Origin of the sequence: Streptomyces sp. NPDC050856, from assembly GCF_040653855.1 — a bacterium.
Classification (GTDB): domain Bacteria; phylum Actinomycetota; class Actinomycetes; order Streptomycetales; family Streptomycetaceae; genus Streptomyces.
This window is the reverse complement of sequence record NZ_JBFAGV010000001.1, coordinates 333,533-348,392: the sequence shown is the minus strand read 5'-3', so window position 1 is coordinate 348,392 and position 14,860 is coordinate 333,533. Positions and strand designations below refer to the sequence as shown.

Here is a 14,860-nt window from a genome sequence, read left to right as displayed (position 1 = left end):
TGCTGTGTCGTTGGCCGACCGCCCGCCCCCGGGGCCGACGGTCGGCGGTCGGCGGTCGGGCTACCCGATCGGCAACTCCGGCTGGGGCGTGATGACCCTGGCCTCGCCGGGCGATCTCGACGGGGACGGCCACGCCGATCTCACCGCCAGCACGACGGCCGGTCTGGAGTTCCTCCCGGGCCGCAGGACCGGCCTGATCGGCGCCCCGGCCGTGGTCGGCTACGGCGGCTGGCAGGCCATGAAGGCGATCTCCTGACGCACGGCGTTCCCAGGGGACGGCTTCCGCGTGATCCGCGGGAGCCGGGCCCTTCCCCTGTCGTTAGGCTTGTCCCATGTACTTCACCGACCGTGGCATCGAGGAGCTGGAGAAGCGGCGCGGCGAGGAGGAGGTCACCTTCGAGTGGCTCGCCGAGCAGCTGCGCACGTTCGTCGACCTCAACCCCGACTTCGAGGTTCCCGTGGAGCGGCTGGCCACCTGGCTGGCGCGGCTCGACGACGAGGACGAGGACGAGTAGTCCGCCACCCCGCGCCCCCGTGAGGCGGGGCGGGCGTGACGGTGAGGGCAGCGGCGGGAAGCCGACCCACCGCACCGCGCTCGCTCCACCCGCCGCACCGCGCTCGGCACCACGTTCGGTCGACCCGCCGCACCGCGCTCGGCCGATCCGCCCCGATGGCTCACCCGTGACGTCCGCCCGCCGCGATATAGCGCGTATAGGGACAAACGCGATATGTTGCGTCTGGCGGAGCCGTCCGCCCCCGTCCCGGGACGCACCGGCACCCTCGGGGCCGGCGGGGACGGGGCTGTGTCCGGTCCCCCGGCGCTGCTGCGGCGGCCCCCGCACGAGTCCGGGGACCCACGGGGAAAGGTGCTGTGAGATGCCGCCCGTCTTCGCCCACGGCCGCCTGCGGCTGTATCTGCTCAAGCTCCTGGCCGAGGCGCCGCGCCACGGCTACGAGGTGATCCGCCTCCTGGAGGAGCGCTTCCAGGGCCTGTACGCGCCCTCGGCCGGCACGGTGTACCCCCGGCTGGCCAAGCTGGAGGCGGAGGGGCTGGTGCGGCACACCACCGAGGGTGGCCGCAAGGTGTACTCGATCACCGCCGCGGGCCGCGCCGAGCTGGCCGGCCGGGGCGCCGAACTGGCCGACCTGGAGCTGGAGATCCGCGAGTCGGTCTCCGAACTGGCCGCCGAGCTCCGCGACGACGTGCGCGGCGCGGCGGGCCGGCTGCGCGGCGAGGTGCGGGCGGCGGCGCACGGGACCCGGCACTCCCCGCCCGGCGGCGGTGTCGAGGCGGACGCCTGGCACACCGCCAGGGAGGAACTGCGGCGGGCCGAGCGGGAGTGGAAGGAACAGGCGCGGCGGGCGAGGGACGAGTCGCGCAGGGCCCGCGAGGACGCCGCCGCGGCCCGCCTGGAGATGCAGCGGTTCGCCCAGCAGGTGCGGGACCGCGTCACCCGGGGCGAGGGCCTGCACGACCTGGTCGGCCACCTGGGCGGCCTGCTCGGCGGTACGGCGGCGAACCGGGCGGCGGGGGCCGGGCCGGGCCCGGCCGCGCCCGGGCCCGCTCCCGGCCGGGCGCGCGCCACGGAGAGTTCCGGTGACCCGGCACGCGACCTGGACCGGCTGCTGGACCGTTTCCGCGACGACATCCGGGACGCGGCTCGCGATCACGGCGTGACGGAGCCGCAGCTCGACGAGGCCCGCCGCCACCTCTCCACGGCGGCGGCCCACATCGCCGCCGTGCTGCGGACGCCGGGGGTCTGAGCCGCCCGCCGAGGGCACCGCCCGTCGCACCGCCGCGCCGCCCGTCTCACCCCGGGCTGACGGAGACCGTGACCGGGGCGCCCGGCACGGCGCGTACCACCACCCGCGCGGACGGCCCCGGCGCCACCAGTGTGGTGCGCGGCCACGCGCGCCCCTCCGCCGCGACCCGCCAGCCCCGCGCGCTCGGCGGCAGGGACAGCACGGTGGCCCCGGGCCCGGCGGTGTAGGAGAGCCGGTACTCGGTGTGGGCGTGGGACTGCGCCACGACCCGGCCCGCCACCGCCTCCGCGTAGGGCGCTGCCGTCTGCTCCTTGTGGGTACGGAAGGCCCCGGCGGCGTCCACCGCGCAGTACCCGCCGCCGTAGCACCACACGTAGGCCGCCCAGCCCGAGCTGTAGCGGTTCAGCGAGGCGAGCGCCTCCCGGTGGAAACGGCCCATGTTGGGCAGGGTGTTGTTGAGCGGGCCCCACTCCCCCACCACCACCGGTACCCGGTACTTCTTCGGATAGGTGGTGACCGCGGCCTCGTACGCCTCGATCCAGCCGGCCGCCGGGTCGTAGTCGGCGCCCGCCTCCATCGCGGCGTTGTAGAAGTGCGGGGCGTAGACGACCTTCGGGTCCTCGATCCTGCCGAGCCCCGTGGGCACGCCCTCCCCGACGATCGGGGTCGGCTCGACGAAGACCCAGTTGCCGTCGTCCACCGAACGGACCGCGTCCGCCAGGCGGTTGTACAGCGGCGTGAGGTGGTCGCGTTCGATCCGCCGGGCCGCCGTCGCCAGGTCCTCGCCCCCGCGCAGCTCGCCCATCGGCTCGTTGATGAGGTCGTAGCCGAGGACAGCCGGGTGGTGCGCGAAGCGGGCGGCGAGCACCCGCCACATCGCCGCCTGGGCGCGCCGCAGGTCCGGGTCCTGGTACAGGTGGGTGAAGGCGCGCTGCACGGCCGGCTCGAAGTACTCCGCGAACCAGTCGCCGGGGTGCGGGGTGAAGGGCAGCCCGTCGGTGCGGGTGGCCCATTCCGGGATGCCGCGGTGGCCGAAGGCGGGGCCGAAGACGTCCTGGTGGGCGTCGATCACGACGTGGATGTCGTGCGCGTGCGCCCAGTTGAGGATCCGCTCGATCTTGCGGAGGTACGCCCGGCTGTACTGGCCGCGCCTGGGCTCCAGGTCGTCCCAGAAGACGAGGAGACGGGCGAAGTCGAAGCCCCGGGCGCGCATGTCGCGGAAGTGCTTCTCGGTGATGGCGGACAGCGCCGCGGCGCCGCGGTGGGTCTTGTCCTCGACGTTCCAGCCGCGCAGGGTCAGGACCCGGCCCCGGTCGTCGGTGAGGCGGGGTATCCCCGGGGCCTCCGCAGCGCCCGGGGTGTGGGCGCGGGCGGTGGCGGGGGCGACGGCCAGCAGGGCGGAGAGGGCGAGGGCGACGGTGCGCTTGACGGGCATGGGGACCTCCGGCGTCGGGTGCCGGAGATCCCATCAGCGCGGCTGACGCTCCATCAAGGGTTCGTCAGGACAATCTTGCCGAACAGGTCGCCGGCCGCCATCCTCTCGAAGCCCTCGCGGGCCCGGTCCAGCGGCAGCACCTCGTCGATGACCGGCCGCACCCCGGTCGCCGCGCAGAAGGACAGCAGGTCCTCCAGCTCGTCCTTGGAGCCCATGGTCGAGCCGACGACCTTGAGCTCCAGGAAGAAGATGCGGGTCAGCTCGGCGTGGGAGGGCCGGTCGCCGCTCGTCGCGCCGGAGATCACCAGGGTGCCGCCGGGCCTCAGTGACTTCACCGAGTGCGACCAGGTGGCGGCGCCGACCGTCTCGATGACCGCGTCCACCCGCCGCGGCAGCCGTGCCCCCGGCTCGTACGCCTCGACCGCCCCGAGCTCGACCGCGCGCCGGCGCTTCGCCTCGTCGCGGCTGGTGGCGAAGACCCGCAGGCCCGCCGCCCGGCCCAGGACGATCGCCGCGGTCGCCACACCGCCGCCGGCGCCCTGCACCAGGACGGAGTCCCCCGGCCGGACACCGGCGTTGGTGAAGAGCATCCGGTACGCGGTGAGCCACGCGGTCGGCAGGCAGGCGGCCTCCTCGAAGGACAGCTCCTTCGGCTTGGGCAGCACGTTCCAGGCGGGGACGGCGACGCGCTCGGCGAAGGTGCCCTGGTAGCGCTCGGTCAGGATGGAGCGCGGCTCGTCCGGGCCGACACCGTGGCCGGTCTGGCCGATGACGGAGTGGACGACCACCTCGTTGCCGTCCTCGTCCAGGCCTGCGGCGTCGCAGCCGAGGATCATCGGCAGCTTCTCCTCGCCGAGTCCCACCCCCCGCAGGGACCACAGGTCGTGGTGGTTCAGGGAGGCGGCCTTGACGGTGACGGTGGTCCAGCCGGGGCGGGCCTCGGGGGCCGGGCGTTCGCCCAGTTCGAGTCCGTTGAGCGGCTGGTCGCGGTCGATGCGGGCGGCGTAGGCAGCGAACATGACCTTGACCATAGGGCGGACCGGTGCGCGGCGGAACCGCGCACCGGTGTGACGTGCGTCAGCCCCGGGTCAGTCGCGGCGCCACTGGGCCGGGCTGTTCTTCGTCGCCGGGTCCTCGTAGGAGCCGGCCTTGCCCCGGTCCACGTGGAAGGTGGTGAGCGTGGTCACCGGGGAGACCGGGTCCCGGCGGTCGGCGATCACCCGCATGTGGGCGCTGAACCGGGAGGGGGTGACCTCGTAGACGTCGTAGCCGTACCGGTTGCCCTCGAAGTACTTCAGGTGGGGGTTGGCCCTGCCCATGAGGGGGCCGTTGGCCGCGTTCCAGTCGGCGGAGTACGCGCCCGAGGTCACCGAGTGGGCCGTGAACTCCGTGCCGACCAGCGGTGAGGAGATGTCGTCGAAGTCGGTGCGGATGTCGTCGACGAACGCGGAGTGCCAGTCGCCGGTGATGACGACGAGGTCTTCCAGGCCGCTGCCGTGCACGTGGTTCAGGACCTCCTCGCGCTCGGTGAGGAAGCCGTCCCACTGGTCGGTGAACATGTACGGGCCGCCCGGCCGGCCCCGGAGCTGGCTGAGCATGATCGAGTTGGCCCACACGTGCCAGGAGTCGGGCGCGCGGTCGATGTTCCCCTTGAGCCAGGACTTCTGGGCGGCGCCCAGGATGGTGCCGTTCGCCAGGTTCTGCGCGGAGCGGTACGAGCGCAGGTCCAGGACGGTCAGCTCCAGCAGGTCCCCCCAGCGGCGGACCCGGTGGATCTCCGGGTCGGGCAGGGCGGAGGTGGCCGAGTCGTCGCGGTGCGGCATGTTCTCGTACCAGGCCTGGTACGCGGCGGCCCGCCGCCGCAGGAAGGGCGCCCCGCCGCCCGTGCCGCTGTAGTCGTTGACGACCTCGTGGTCGTCCCAGGTGAGGAACCAGGGATGGGCGGCGTGTGCCTCGCGCAGGGACGGGTCGCCCTTGTACAGGGCGTGGCGGCGGCGGTAGTCCTGGAGGCTGAGGACGGCGGGCGCGTCGTGGTCGCGCACGTGGTCCCCGCCGACCGGGCCGTGCTCGTAGATGTAGTCCCCGAGGTGGACGACGAAGTCGACGTTCTCGCGGGCGATGCCGCGGTGCGCGGCGTAGTACCCGTCGTGGAACGCCTGGCAGTTGGCGGCGGCGAACCGGACCCGGGGGACGCTGCCCACCGGAGCGGTCCTCGTCCGTCCCACCCGGCTGGTCCTCCCCAGGGCCTTGAAGGCGTACCAGTAGTGGCGGCCCGGGCCGAGTCCGGTCACGGGCACGTGGACGCTGTGGCCGAGTGTCGCCGACGCGGGCGTGGTGCCCCGGGCCACGACCCGGGTGAGCGCCTGGTCCTCGGCGACGACCCACTCCACCTCGACGATCTCGGGGAGCCGCTGTTCGGCGGCGAGCGGCTCGGGCGCCAGGCGGGTCCACAGGACCACGCCGGAGGGCTGCGGGTCGCCGGAGGCCACTCCGAGAGTGAAGGGCGCGGGGTCGTAGTCGGCGCCGAGCGCCTCGGCGGCCTCGCGGGCCCGCGCCGGGGAGAGGCCGGCGGCGAGCGGCCAGACGGTGCCCAGCGCGCCCGCCGCGCCGGCGGCCTTCAACAGGTCGCGTCGGTTGAGGGTCATAGCGGGCCTCCGGTCGCCGTGAGGGTGAGCGAGATGCCGTCGGCGTAACCGTCGTTGGAGGTGCCGCCGCCGGTGCGGGTGAGGACGAGCAGCACGCGGGCGGTGCGGGCGCCGGGTGGCACGGCGGCGCCCGCCGTGCGCTCCACCAGCGCGGTACGGCCGTGCCGCTCGGCCGCGGTGACGGGGCCCAGCACGCTGAGCGCGAGCGGGGTTCCCTTGGTGTCGCGGAACTCCACCGAGAGCCGCGCGCCGTCCTCCTGGCCGGCGTACCCGCCGAGCCAGGCGGTCACCGCGTACCGCACCCGGCCGGCGTCCACGGCCGCGTGGCCGGTCGCCCCGGTCGCGGGCAGGGTGACGTCCTGGAGGAGCGCGGTGCGGGGCGAGTCGCCGCCCGAGAAGAACCGGCTGCCGCGCCGGGCGGGGCCGGGGTCGGACGCGGTGGGGTAGCCGCCTGCGAGGCCGTACGCGACGAGGGCGGGAGCGCCCTGCGCGACCCGCCAGCCCGTCACGGTCGCGACGGGTTCGGCGGTACCTCCGGGGCCGCTCTCGGCGTCACCGTTGACGACCAGGTTCACTCGCGCCTCCTGTGGTGGGGTGGATGCCGGCGCGCGCATCACAGCAGCCGCACATGAACCGGTGGAAGAGCGGCGGCGAACATCGCGCGGCCGGTCCGGGCACCGGCCAGGAAAGTCCAAGCGCCCCGCCCCCGCGCCACGGCGGTGGGGCCCGCCCCCGGGCGGACGAAGAGCCGCGCCGCACTCCCGGGGGAGTACGGCGCGGCTCTGGTGTTCTCATCCGGGGCCCACACCCCTCGGACTACCGGCGGCCGTGAACCGCCCGGCGCCGCACGCGCCGGGTTGTGCGGGGCTCAGCGGCGGGCGACGCCCTCGGCGCGGGCGGCGGCGGCGACCGCGGCGGTGACCGCCGGGGCGACGCGCTCGTCGAACGGCGACGGGATCACGTAGTCGGCGGCGAGCTGGTCGCCGACCACGTCAGCCAGGGCGTTCGCCGCGGCGATCTTCATGCCCTCGGTGATCCGCGAGGCCCGCACCTGGAGCGCGCCGGCGAAGATGCCGGGGAAGGCCAGCACGTTGTTGATCTGGTTGGGGTAGTCCGACCGGCCGGTCGCCACCACCGCCGCGTACTTGTGCGCGACGTCGGGGTGGACCTCGGGGTGGGGGTTGGCCATCGCGAAGACGAACGCGCCGGGGGCCATCGCGGCGACCGCCGCCTCCGGCACCGTGCCGCCCGAGACGCCGATGAAGACGTCCGCACCGGCCAGCGCGCTCTCCAGCGAGCCGGTCAGCCCGGCCCGGTTGGTCAGCTCGGCCAGCTCCCGCTTGACCGGCGTGAGGTCCTCGCGGTCCCGGCTCACGACGCCCTTGCGGTCGGCGACCGCCACATCGCCCAGTCCCGCCTCCAGCAGGAACTTGGCGATGGCGACGCCGGCCGCGCCCGCGCCCGAGATCACACCGCGCAGCTCGCCCAGGCCGCGCCCGGTCAGCTTGGCCGCGTTGCGCAGGGCGGCGAGGGTGACCACCGCCGTGCCGTGCTGGTCGTCGTGGAAGACCGGGATGTCCAGCCGTTCCTGGAGCCGGCGCTCGATCTCGAAGCAGCGCGGCGCCGAGATGTCCTCCAGGTTGATGCCGCCGAAGGACGGCCCGAGCCGGACGACGGTGTCGATGATCTCGTCCGTGTCGGTGGTGGCCAGCGCGATGGGCACCGCGTCCACGCCACCGAACTGCTTGAAGAGGATGGCCTTCCCCTCCATGACCGGAAGGGACGCTTCCGGACCGATGTCGCCGAGCCCGAGCACTGCCGTGCCGTCCGTCACGACGGCGACGACCTGCGACTTCCAGGTGTAGTCGTGGACGAGCTCGGGATTGTCGGCGATGGCGCTGCACACCTTGGCCACGCCGGGCGTGTACGCGAGGGACAGGTCGTCCCGGTCGCGGATGGGCACGGTGGCCTGCACGGCCATCTTGCCGCCCCGGTGGAGCGCGAACGCCGGATCGAAGGGCTCGTCGGACGCGCCCTCGGCGGCGTTGTCACTGTCGCTGCGAGGATTGACGATCTCCGCTGCCATGTTGTTGACCCCTTAAGTCTTCATCTGTTGAGGGTGGCCGCTCCTGGTTGAGGAGGGGTGGGCGGGCACCGCGTCCGTGCCCCGCGTCAGGCGGTTGGCCCGCCTCGCAGGGGGAGGTACGTACGCGCGGGCGCGCCGCACACGCGCCCTGAGCCCCGGATGAGGGGTGTAAGGATCCTTCTTACCTGACGGACGGCCCCGCCGACGAGTCCATATCCGGAGGGTGGCTCGACCCTGTCGCGGATCACCTTCAGGTGATATGACTCATGGCAGGAAATCTGGACAAGTCCGCACGGAATCCGAATTGTGCCCGATCCCACGTCCGGATGACGAGATCAACCGGAGATTTTCCGGCTGAAGTCAGGTAACCCCGCAGAAGGTCCGGCCTTGATGTACCGGCCCGTTGGGGTTCGGGGGTGTCCCGTTATCCGATTTTGACATGCGAGGCCCCCTGTTCGGGCTGGTCCGAATGGCAAGATGCCGTAATCACACGAGGTCGCGACACCCGAAGGTGCGTGCCCGACCGTTTGGCAACTCCCTCACCCGCCGGAGGAACCCGACCATGCCCGCAAGCACCACCCGCTGTACGACCGCCGCGAGGACCGGTACGTCCCGGACGTCCCGGATAGCCGCGGTCGCCGCGATCGCGGTCGCCGGCTCCATGCTGCTGACCGCCTGCGGCGACCAGACCCAGAGCGGCCCAGGGGGTACCGGCGGCAAGGAGACGAAGGCGTCCGCGCCCGCGCCGCTCGCCGACAAGCTGCCCGCGGCCGTCCGCGACAAGGGCGTCATCAAGGTCGGATCGGACATCGCCTACCCGCCCGTCGAATTCAAGGACAACAGCGGTAAGACGGTCGGTATCGACCCCGATCTCGCCGACGCCCTCGGCAAGCAGCTCGGCGTGACGTTCGTCTTCGAGAACGGCACGTACGACACGCTGGTCACCGGTCTGCGCGCCAAGCGCTACGACCTGGTCATGTCGGCCATGACGGACACCAAGGACCGCCAGAACGGCATCGACTCCGAGACCCGGAAGAAGGTCGGCGAGGGCGTCGACTTCGTCGACTATTTCAGCGCGGGTGTGTCGATCTACACCAAGAAGGGCGCCGACAAGGGCATCCGGACCTGGGCCGACCTGTGCGGCAAGAAGATCGTCGTGCAGCGCGGGACCGTCTCCGAGGAGATGGCGAAGGCCGAGTCGAAGAAGTGCGAGACGGCCAAGAAGGGCAAGATCGCCATCGAGGCGTTCGACAACGACCAGCAGGCCCAGACCCGGCTGCGCGCCGGCGGCGCGGACGCCGGCTCCTCCGACTACCCGGTCGCCGCGTACGCCGCGAAGACCTCGGGTGGCGGCAAGGACTTCCAGATGGTGGGTGAGCAGGTCCAGGCGGCGCCGTACGGCATCGCCGTGGCCAAGAACAACACCCAGCTGCGCGACGCGATCAAGGCGGCCCTGGACGCCGTCATCAAGAGCGGCGAGTACAAGAAGGTCCTGGACAAGTGGGGTGTCGCCGCCGGCGCGGTGACCGAAGCGAAGATCAACGGCGGTTCCTGACCGGCCACTGGCACTACACAGGCCCCTGAAAGGCACCACCGTGACAACTGACATCAAGAAGACGGGTCCGGAGGAGGCGGCGACGCCGCCCTCCGGCCCGGAAGCGATCAAGGCCATCCCCGTCCGGCACTACGGCCGGTACGTCACCGCCGTCGTGGCCATCGCGGCCTTCGTCGCCATCGTCTACGCCTTCTCGCAAGGCCAGATCAACTGGGGCGCCGTCCCCGACTACTTCTTCGACGGGCGGATCCTCGACGGCGTCGGCCAGACCCTGGTGCTGACCGTCCTGTCCATGGCGATCGGCATCTTCGGCGGCATCCTGCTGGCGGTGATGCGGCTGTCGAAGAACCCGGTGACCTCGTCCATCGCCTGGTTCTACATCTGGTTCTTCCGGGGCACGCCGGTCCTGGTCCAGCTCATGGTCTGGTTCAACCTGGGCCTGGTCTTCGAGTTCATCAACCTCGGCCCGGTCTACAAGGACGAGTGGTCGGACTTCATGACGCCGTTCCTGACGGCGCTGCTGGGCCTGGGCCTCAACGAGGCCGCGTACATGGCCGAGATCTGCCGCGCGGGCCTCCTCGCGGTCGACGAGGGCCAGACCGAGGCGTCCCACGCCCTGGGCATGAGCCACGGCAAGACCCTGCGCCGGATCGTCATCCCGCAGGCGATGCGCGTGATCGTGCCGCCCACGGGCAACGAGGTCATCAACATGCTGAAGACGACCTCGCTGGTGGCGGCGGTGCAGTACTACGAGCTGCTGCGCAACGCCCAGGACATCGGCCAGACGTCCGGCACCCCGGTGGAGATGCTCTTCGTGGCCGCCGCCTGGTACCTGATCATGACCTCGGTGCTCAGCGTGGGCCAGTTCTACCTGGAGCGCTACTACGCGCGCGGTTCCTCGCGCCAGCTCGCGGCCACCCCCTTCCAGAAGATCAAGGCCAATCTGTTGTCCCTGTCCAACCGCCCGGCGGGAGGTGCCGCATGACCGCCATGGTGAAGGCCGAGGGCGTCCACAAGTCCTACGGCGCCGCGCACATTCTCAAGGGAATCGACCTGGAGGTGGCGGCGGGCGAGGTGTTCTGCCTCATCGGCCCGTCCGGTTCCGGCAAGTCGACCTTCCTCCGCTGCATCAACCACCTGGAGAAGGTCAACGCCGGCCGGCTGTACGTCGACGGCGAGCTCGTCGGCTACCGCCAGAAGGGCGACAAGCTGTACGAGCTCAAGGACAGCGAGGTCGCGCTCAAGCGCCGGGACATCGGCATGGTCTTCCAGCGCTTCAACCTGTTCCCGCACATGACGGCCGTCGAGAACGTCATGGAGGCGCCGGTCCAGGTCAAGGGCGAGACCAGGGCGGTGGCCCGTGAGCGCGCGCTGAAGCTGCTGGACCGGGTGGGCCTGGGCGACAAGGCCGGCAACTACCCCTCGCAGCTCTCGGGCGGCCAGCAGCAGCGGGTCGCGATCGCCCGGGCACTGGCGATGGAGCCGAAGCTGATGCTCTTCGACGAGCCGACCTCGGCGCTCGACCCCGAGCTGGTGGGCGACGTGCTGGACGTCATGCGCGACCTGGCCGAGTCCGGCATGACCATGGTCGTCGTCACGCACGAGATGGGCTTCGCCCGGGAGGTCGGCGACTCGCTGGTCTTCATGGACGGCGGTGTCGTGGTCGAGTCGGGCGACCCCAAGGACGTCCTGACCAAGCCGCAGCACGAGCGGACGAAGGCGTTCCTGTCCAAGGTGCTGTAGCCGCGCTGGCACAGGCCGCGTACGTCACACGTGCGGCGAGGGGGGCGGTACGGGAGGGTTCCCGTACCGCCCCCCCTCGTGCGTGCCACGGCTACTTCAGCGCCAGCACCAGCGAGTCCGACGGCGAGGCCCACACGGCCCTGGCCTCGGCGAACCCCGCCTCGCGCAGGGTGCGCGCGTGCCACTCCAGGGAGGGGGTGTCGCCCTCGGCGTGCTCGCCGTAGATGGCGAACCGCTCGGCGGTCGGCCCGGCCAGCACCGGGTCCTGGGCGGCCAGCTCCCACCAGTCGGCCCAGTCGAGCGCCCCGGCGGCCTTGGCCCGGTCCATGCCGGCGTGCCGGTGGGCGCGCTCGGCGGCGTTGATGCGCGGTGTGGACTCGTCCTTCATGTGGTCGGCGTTCATGAAGACCCCGCCCTCGCGGACCAGGCCGCCGATCTGCCCGTAGAGGACGGCCAGCGGCCCGGTGCGCAGCCAGTGCAGGGCGGTGGCGGTGAGGACGGCGTCGTAGGAGTCGTACGGCAGTGCCGCGGCCCACTCCGGGTCGGTGAGGTCCGCCCGTACGAAGGTGACCCGCTCGTCGCCCGCGAAGTACCCCTCGGCGATGGCCAGGAGCGCCGGATCGAGGTCGACGCCGGTGCTGACGGCGTCCGGGAACCTCTTGAACAGCCGGTCCGTGATGCTCCCGGTGCCGCACGCGAGGTCCAGGACCCGGGGCGCGGGGCCGGCGAACGCCTCGACCATGTCGAGCATGACCCGGAACCGCTCCTCGCGGTCGGGCATGTACCACTCCTGCTGGCGGTCCCAGCTGTCCTGCCAGGCCCGCCAGTCGGTGCCCGCGGTCGTCTCCGCCATCCCTACCTCCGGTCCGTCCACTCCGTAATACCCTCGTAGCCAGCAGGGCTCTTACCCGTTCGCCTCCCGACCCTAGACCGCCGCCGTAAGGACTACAAGTGGAACTGGCCTATTACTCGGACTACGCCGTACGACTGGTGAACACCGAGGAGCCGGCGCGCAACAAGGACTCCCTGACCTCGGTCGAAGCGGTACGCGCCCTCTTCGGGCAGGCCTCCCAGATGGCGCGGCGGGCCACCGACGCGGACGTCACCCGCTTCCGCTCGGTCCGCTCCCGGCTGCGGGCGGTGTTCACCGCGGCCGACGCCGGCGACCAGACGCACGCCGTGGACCTGCTGAACTCCCTGCTGCTGGAATTCCCGGTCAGTCCGCAGATCTCCGGCCACGACCTGCTCGACGACGAGGGCCGGCCGCGCTGGCACCTGCACCTGGCGGACCACCCGTCGAACGCGACCGCGGGGTACGCGGCGATCGCCGCGATGGGCCTGGCGTTCCACCTCACCGAGTTCGGCGTCGACCGGCTCGGCCTGTGCCAGGCGGCCCCGTGCCGCAACGCCTACCTCGACACCTCCACCAACCGCTCCCGCCGCTACTGCTCCGACCGCTGCGCGACCCGCGCGAACGTGGCCGCCTACCGGGCCCGCAAGCGCCTGGAGACCGACCGGTCGGCGAGCACCGGACGCACCGCCGTCAGCAGCCAGGAGAGCACCACGCCCAGCGACCGCTGACGCCCGGGCCGGATCCCCCGGTACCGGGCCCGCACCCGCCCCAGCACCAGTTCGGCGGGCACCGCCCCGAACGCGCGGCTGTCCACCGCCTCGGCGTCCGTGTTGTCGCCCAGCACCCACCAGCCCCCGTCGCGCCGCTCGACCAGCCGCTTGACGATCAGCAGGTCCTGCTGGAGCGGATGGCGCAGTACGGCCACATCACCGGCCCTGGGCCGCGCCCCGTAGTGGACCAGCAGCCGGTCGCCGTGCCGGAGGGTGGGCACCATGGAGATTCCCGTCACCTCGGCGACCCCGAACGGCACACCCGGCTCCCGTCCTTGATCACTCACTCGCGCACCTCCCGGTCCCTTCCTCCACGAGTCCCATGGTGACCCTGGACTTTTGTCCTAAGCCCCCGGGGGCACTCGCGAAAAGCCGTCTCCCACGGAGTAATGTCCCACCTGAGAAGACGATCACGAGGAAGGACAGCTCCATGCTCTCCCGCCTGTTTGCCCCCAAGGTGAAGGTCAGCGCGCACTGCGACCTTCCCTGCGGTGTCTACGACCCGGCCCAGGCCCGCATCGAGGCCGAGTCGGTCAAGGCCACCCAGGAAAAGATGCAGGCCAACGAGGACCCGCACTTCCAGTCCCGCGCCACGATCATCAAGGAGCAGCGCGCGGAGCTCGCCAAGCACCATGTCTCGGTGCTGTGGAGCGACTACTTCAAGCCGCCGCACTTCGAGAAGTACCCCGAGCTGCACCAGCTCGTGAACGACACCCTGAAGGCCCTGTCGGCGGCCAAGGCCTCGACGGACCCGGCGACGGGCCAGAAGGCGCTGGACTACATCGCGCAGATCGACAAGATCTTCTGGGAGACCAAGAAGGCTTGATCTCTGGTTAGGCGTTCTGACCTGCGGTTTCGCTGGCCATGTCGCCTACCTGTCCGCACCCGGTCCGCAGGCCGCCGAGCACGGCGTCCATGACGGCCCGGGTGCGGTCTTCTTCCCCGGGCCAGAGGTGCGCGTAGATCCGCAAGGTGATGACGGCGGACGCGTGCCCGAGGACGAGCTGCACCTGCTTGACGCTCGCGCCGCCGGCGATGAGCGCGGAGGCGTAGAAGTGCCGCAGGTCGTGAGTGACCATGTGCGGCAGCTCGACGGCCTTACGGCCCTCCCGCTCGGCTGCGCCGTTCTCGGCCGCCTGGAGTGCGCGACGGGCGCCGTTCCACTCGGTCTTCCACCGCCGGTAGTTGAGCGGCTCGCCCTCCTCCATGGTGAACAGCCATTCTTTGGAGGGCCGTGCGGCGAGATGCGCGAGGAGTGCATCGGTGACGACCTCGCCGACCGGGACCGTGCACCGCGACTTGGCGGTCTTCGGCGGCCCGATCTTCCCGGACTGGAGCCGCTGCCGGTCGACCCGGATGGTGCCGGCCTTGAAGTCGACGTCCGACACCTTAAGGCCGAGCAGTTCGCCGATGCGCAGCCCTGATCCGGCGAGGGTGACGATCGCCGCGCGGATGTACGGCGGCATCACCCGTGCCATCGCCTCGACCTGCTCGACGGTGGGCGGGGTGACCTCCTCATCCGGCATGGCCGGGAGGGTGATCCGGCGGCACGGGCTGGAGGCGATGACCTTGTCGTCCACCGCCGCCGTCATGACGCGTACGAGGACGTCGTAGACGTTCCGCACGCTGCCGGGGCCGAGCTGGTCGGACAGGTGCTTGAAGAGCACCTGTATGTCGTTGCGGCGTATCGCCGCCATGGAGCGGGCGCCCAGCGCAGGTACGAGGTGGAGCCGGAGCGCGTTGTCGGTGATGCGCTCGCCCGCCTCGCTCGCGATGAGCGAGCCCTCCCACTTCTCGGCGTACTTCTCGAAGGTGACGCGGCCGGCGCGCGGGTCGACGTACTGGCCGGTGACCATGCTGGCCGTGACCTCGTCGAGCCAGCGCTGGGCGTCGAGCTTCCGCTCGAAGTGGCGGGCGTGCTCCTTGCCGTCGAGGTCGCGGTAGCGGGCCCGCCATTTGCCGTTGGGGCGCTTCTGGATGTTGGCCAAGTGGCCTCTCCTTCGTGTCGG

The 14,860-nt window shown here is 71.8% G+C and carries 16 protein-coding genes; 8 read left to right on the top strand and 8 right to left on the bottom strand.

The window, feature by feature from the left end; all coding sequences use genetic code 11:
• Positions 1-10 precede the first annotated feature (10 nt).
• The 3 genes from AB0H53_RS01605 (at position 11) to AB0H53_RS01595 (ending at position 1,764) form a co-directional block, all read left to right on the top strand.
• Complete coding sequence (locus AB0H53_RS01605) at positions 11-256, top strand: hypothetical protein (protein ID WP_362105441.1); 246 nt, start codon at positions 11-13, stop codon at positions 254-256.
• Between the two features lie 76 nt (positions 257-332).
• Positions 333-515, top strand: coding sequence for a DUF6104 family protein (locus AB0H53_RS01600; protein ID WP_003961784.1), 183 nt, complete (start codon positions 333-335; stop codon positions 513-515).
• 361 nt (positions 516-876) lie between these two features.
• Positions 877-1,764 carry a PadR family transcriptional regulator gene (locus AB0H53_RS01595; RefSeq protein ID WP_362105438.1) on the top strand — a complete coding sequence of 296 codons (888 nt, stop codon included), beginning with the start codon at positions 877-879 and terminating at the stop codon, positions 1,762-1,764.
• 46 nt (positions 1,765-1,810) lie between these two features.
• Here the strand turns inward: AB0H53_RS01595 and AB0H53_RS01590 are convergent, their stop codons facing one another.
• The 5 genes from AB0H53_RS01590 to AB0H53_RS01570 form a co-directional block, all read right to left on the bottom strand.
• A complete protein-coding gene (locus AB0H53_RS01590; protein WP_362105435.1) occupies positions 1,811-3,199 on the bottom strand; it encodes a cellulase family glycosylhydrolase in 1,389 nt (462 codons plus the stop codon).
• 53 nt (positions 3,200-3,252) lie between these two features.
• Positions 3,253-4,218 (bottom strand): zinc-binding dehydrogenase, encoded by a 966-nt coding sequence (locus tag AB0H53_RS01585; RefSeq protein ID WP_362105432.1) that lies wholly within the window; start codon positions 4,216-4,218, stop codon positions 3,253-3,255.
• Positions 4,219-4,287: 69 nt separating this feature from the next.
• Positions 4,288-5,844 (bottom strand): alkaline phosphatase D family protein, encoded by a 1,557-nt coding sequence (locus AB0H53_RS01580; RefSeq protein WP_362105429.1) that lies wholly within the window; start codon positions 5,842-5,844, stop codon positions 4,288-4,290.
• Positions 5,841-6,419, bottom strand: a complete 579-nt coding sequence (locus AB0H53_RS01575; protein ID WP_362105426.1) for a phosphoesterase — start codon at positions 6,417-6,419, stop codon at positions 5,841-5,843. The genes AB0H53_RS01580 and AB0H53_RS01575 overlap by 4 nt, the downstream gene beginning before the upstream one ends.
• Before the next feature lie 293 nt (positions 6,420-6,712).
• Complete coding sequence (locus AB0H53_RS01570) at positions 6,713-7,930, bottom strand: NADP-dependent malic enzyme (protein ID WP_362105424.1); 1,218 nt, start codon at positions 7,928-7,930, stop codon at positions 6,713-6,715.
• 562 nt (positions 7,931-8,492) lie between these two features.
• Between AB0H53_RS01570 and AB0H53_RS01565 the strand changes: the two genes are divergently transcribed.
• From AB0H53_RS01565 to AB0H53_RS01555, 3 genes are read left to right on the top strand one after another with little or no spacing between them, the layout of a single operon-like run.
• Entirely contained in the window at positions 8,493-9,485 is a 993-nt protein-coding gene (locus tag AB0H53_RS01565) for an ABC transporter substrate-binding protein (protein ID WP_362105421.1), read from the top strand.
• A 40-nt stretch (positions 9,486-9,525) separates the two neighbouring features.
• Complete coding sequence (locus AB0H53_RS01560; RefSeq protein WP_362105418.1) at positions 9,526-10,470, top strand: amino acid ABC transporter permease; 945 nt, start codon at positions 9,526-9,528, stop codon at positions 10,468-10,470.
• A complete protein-coding gene (locus AB0H53_RS01555) occupies positions 10,467-11,228 on the top strand; it encodes an amino acid ABC transporter ATP-binding protein (protein ID WP_362105415.1) in 762 nt (253 codons plus the stop codon). Before AB0H53_RS01560 ends, AB0H53_RS01555 begins: the two co-directional genes overlap by 4 nt.
• A 91-nt stretch (positions 11,229-11,319) precedes the next feature.
• Here AB0H53_RS01555 and AB0H53_RS01550 read toward each other — a convergent pair whose 3' ends face one another.
• Positions 11,320-12,081: a class I SAM-dependent methyltransferase gene (locus AB0H53_RS01550; RefSeq protein WP_362105412.1), complete on the bottom strand. Its 762-nt coding sequence runs from the start codon at positions 12,079-12,081 to the stop codon at positions 11,320-11,322.
• A 98-nt stretch (positions 12,082-12,179) separates the two neighbouring features.
• Here AB0H53_RS01550 and AB0H53_RS01545 point away from each other — a divergent pair, with 98 nt between their 5' ends.
• Positions 12,180-12,809: a CGNR zinc finger domain-containing protein gene (locus AB0H53_RS01545; protein ID WP_362105409.1), complete on the top strand. Its 630-nt coding sequence runs from the start codon at positions 12,180-12,182 to the stop codon at positions 12,807-12,809.
• Here AB0H53_RS01545 and sodX read toward each other — a convergent pair.
• Positions 12,713-13,138, bottom strand: a complete 426-nt coding sequence (gene sodX / locus AB0H53_RS01540; RefSeq protein ID WP_362105406.1) for a nickel-type superoxide dismutase maturation protease — start codon at positions 13,136-13,138, stop codon at positions 12,713-12,715. The two genes, AB0H53_RS01545 and sodX, sit on opposite strands and share 97 nt — an antisense overlap.
• A 143-nt stretch (positions 13,139-13,281) precedes the next feature.
• Between sodX and sodN the strand changes: the two genes are divergently transcribed.
• A complete protein-coding gene (sodN, locus tag AB0H53_RS01535) occupies positions 13,282-13,677 on the top strand; it encodes a superoxide dismutase, Ni (RefSeq protein WP_362105403.1) in 396 nt (131 codons plus the stop codon).
• Between the two features lie 7 nt (positions 13,678-13,684).
• On the opposite strand, the gene AB0H53_RS01530 is transcribed toward sodN, so the two are convergent.
• Positions 13,685-14,839, bottom strand: coding sequence for a site-specific integrase (locus AB0H53_RS01530; protein ID WP_362105400.1), 1,155 nt, complete (start codon positions 14,837-14,839; stop codon positions 13,685-13,687).
• Positions 14,840-14,860: the final 21 nt, after the last annotated feature.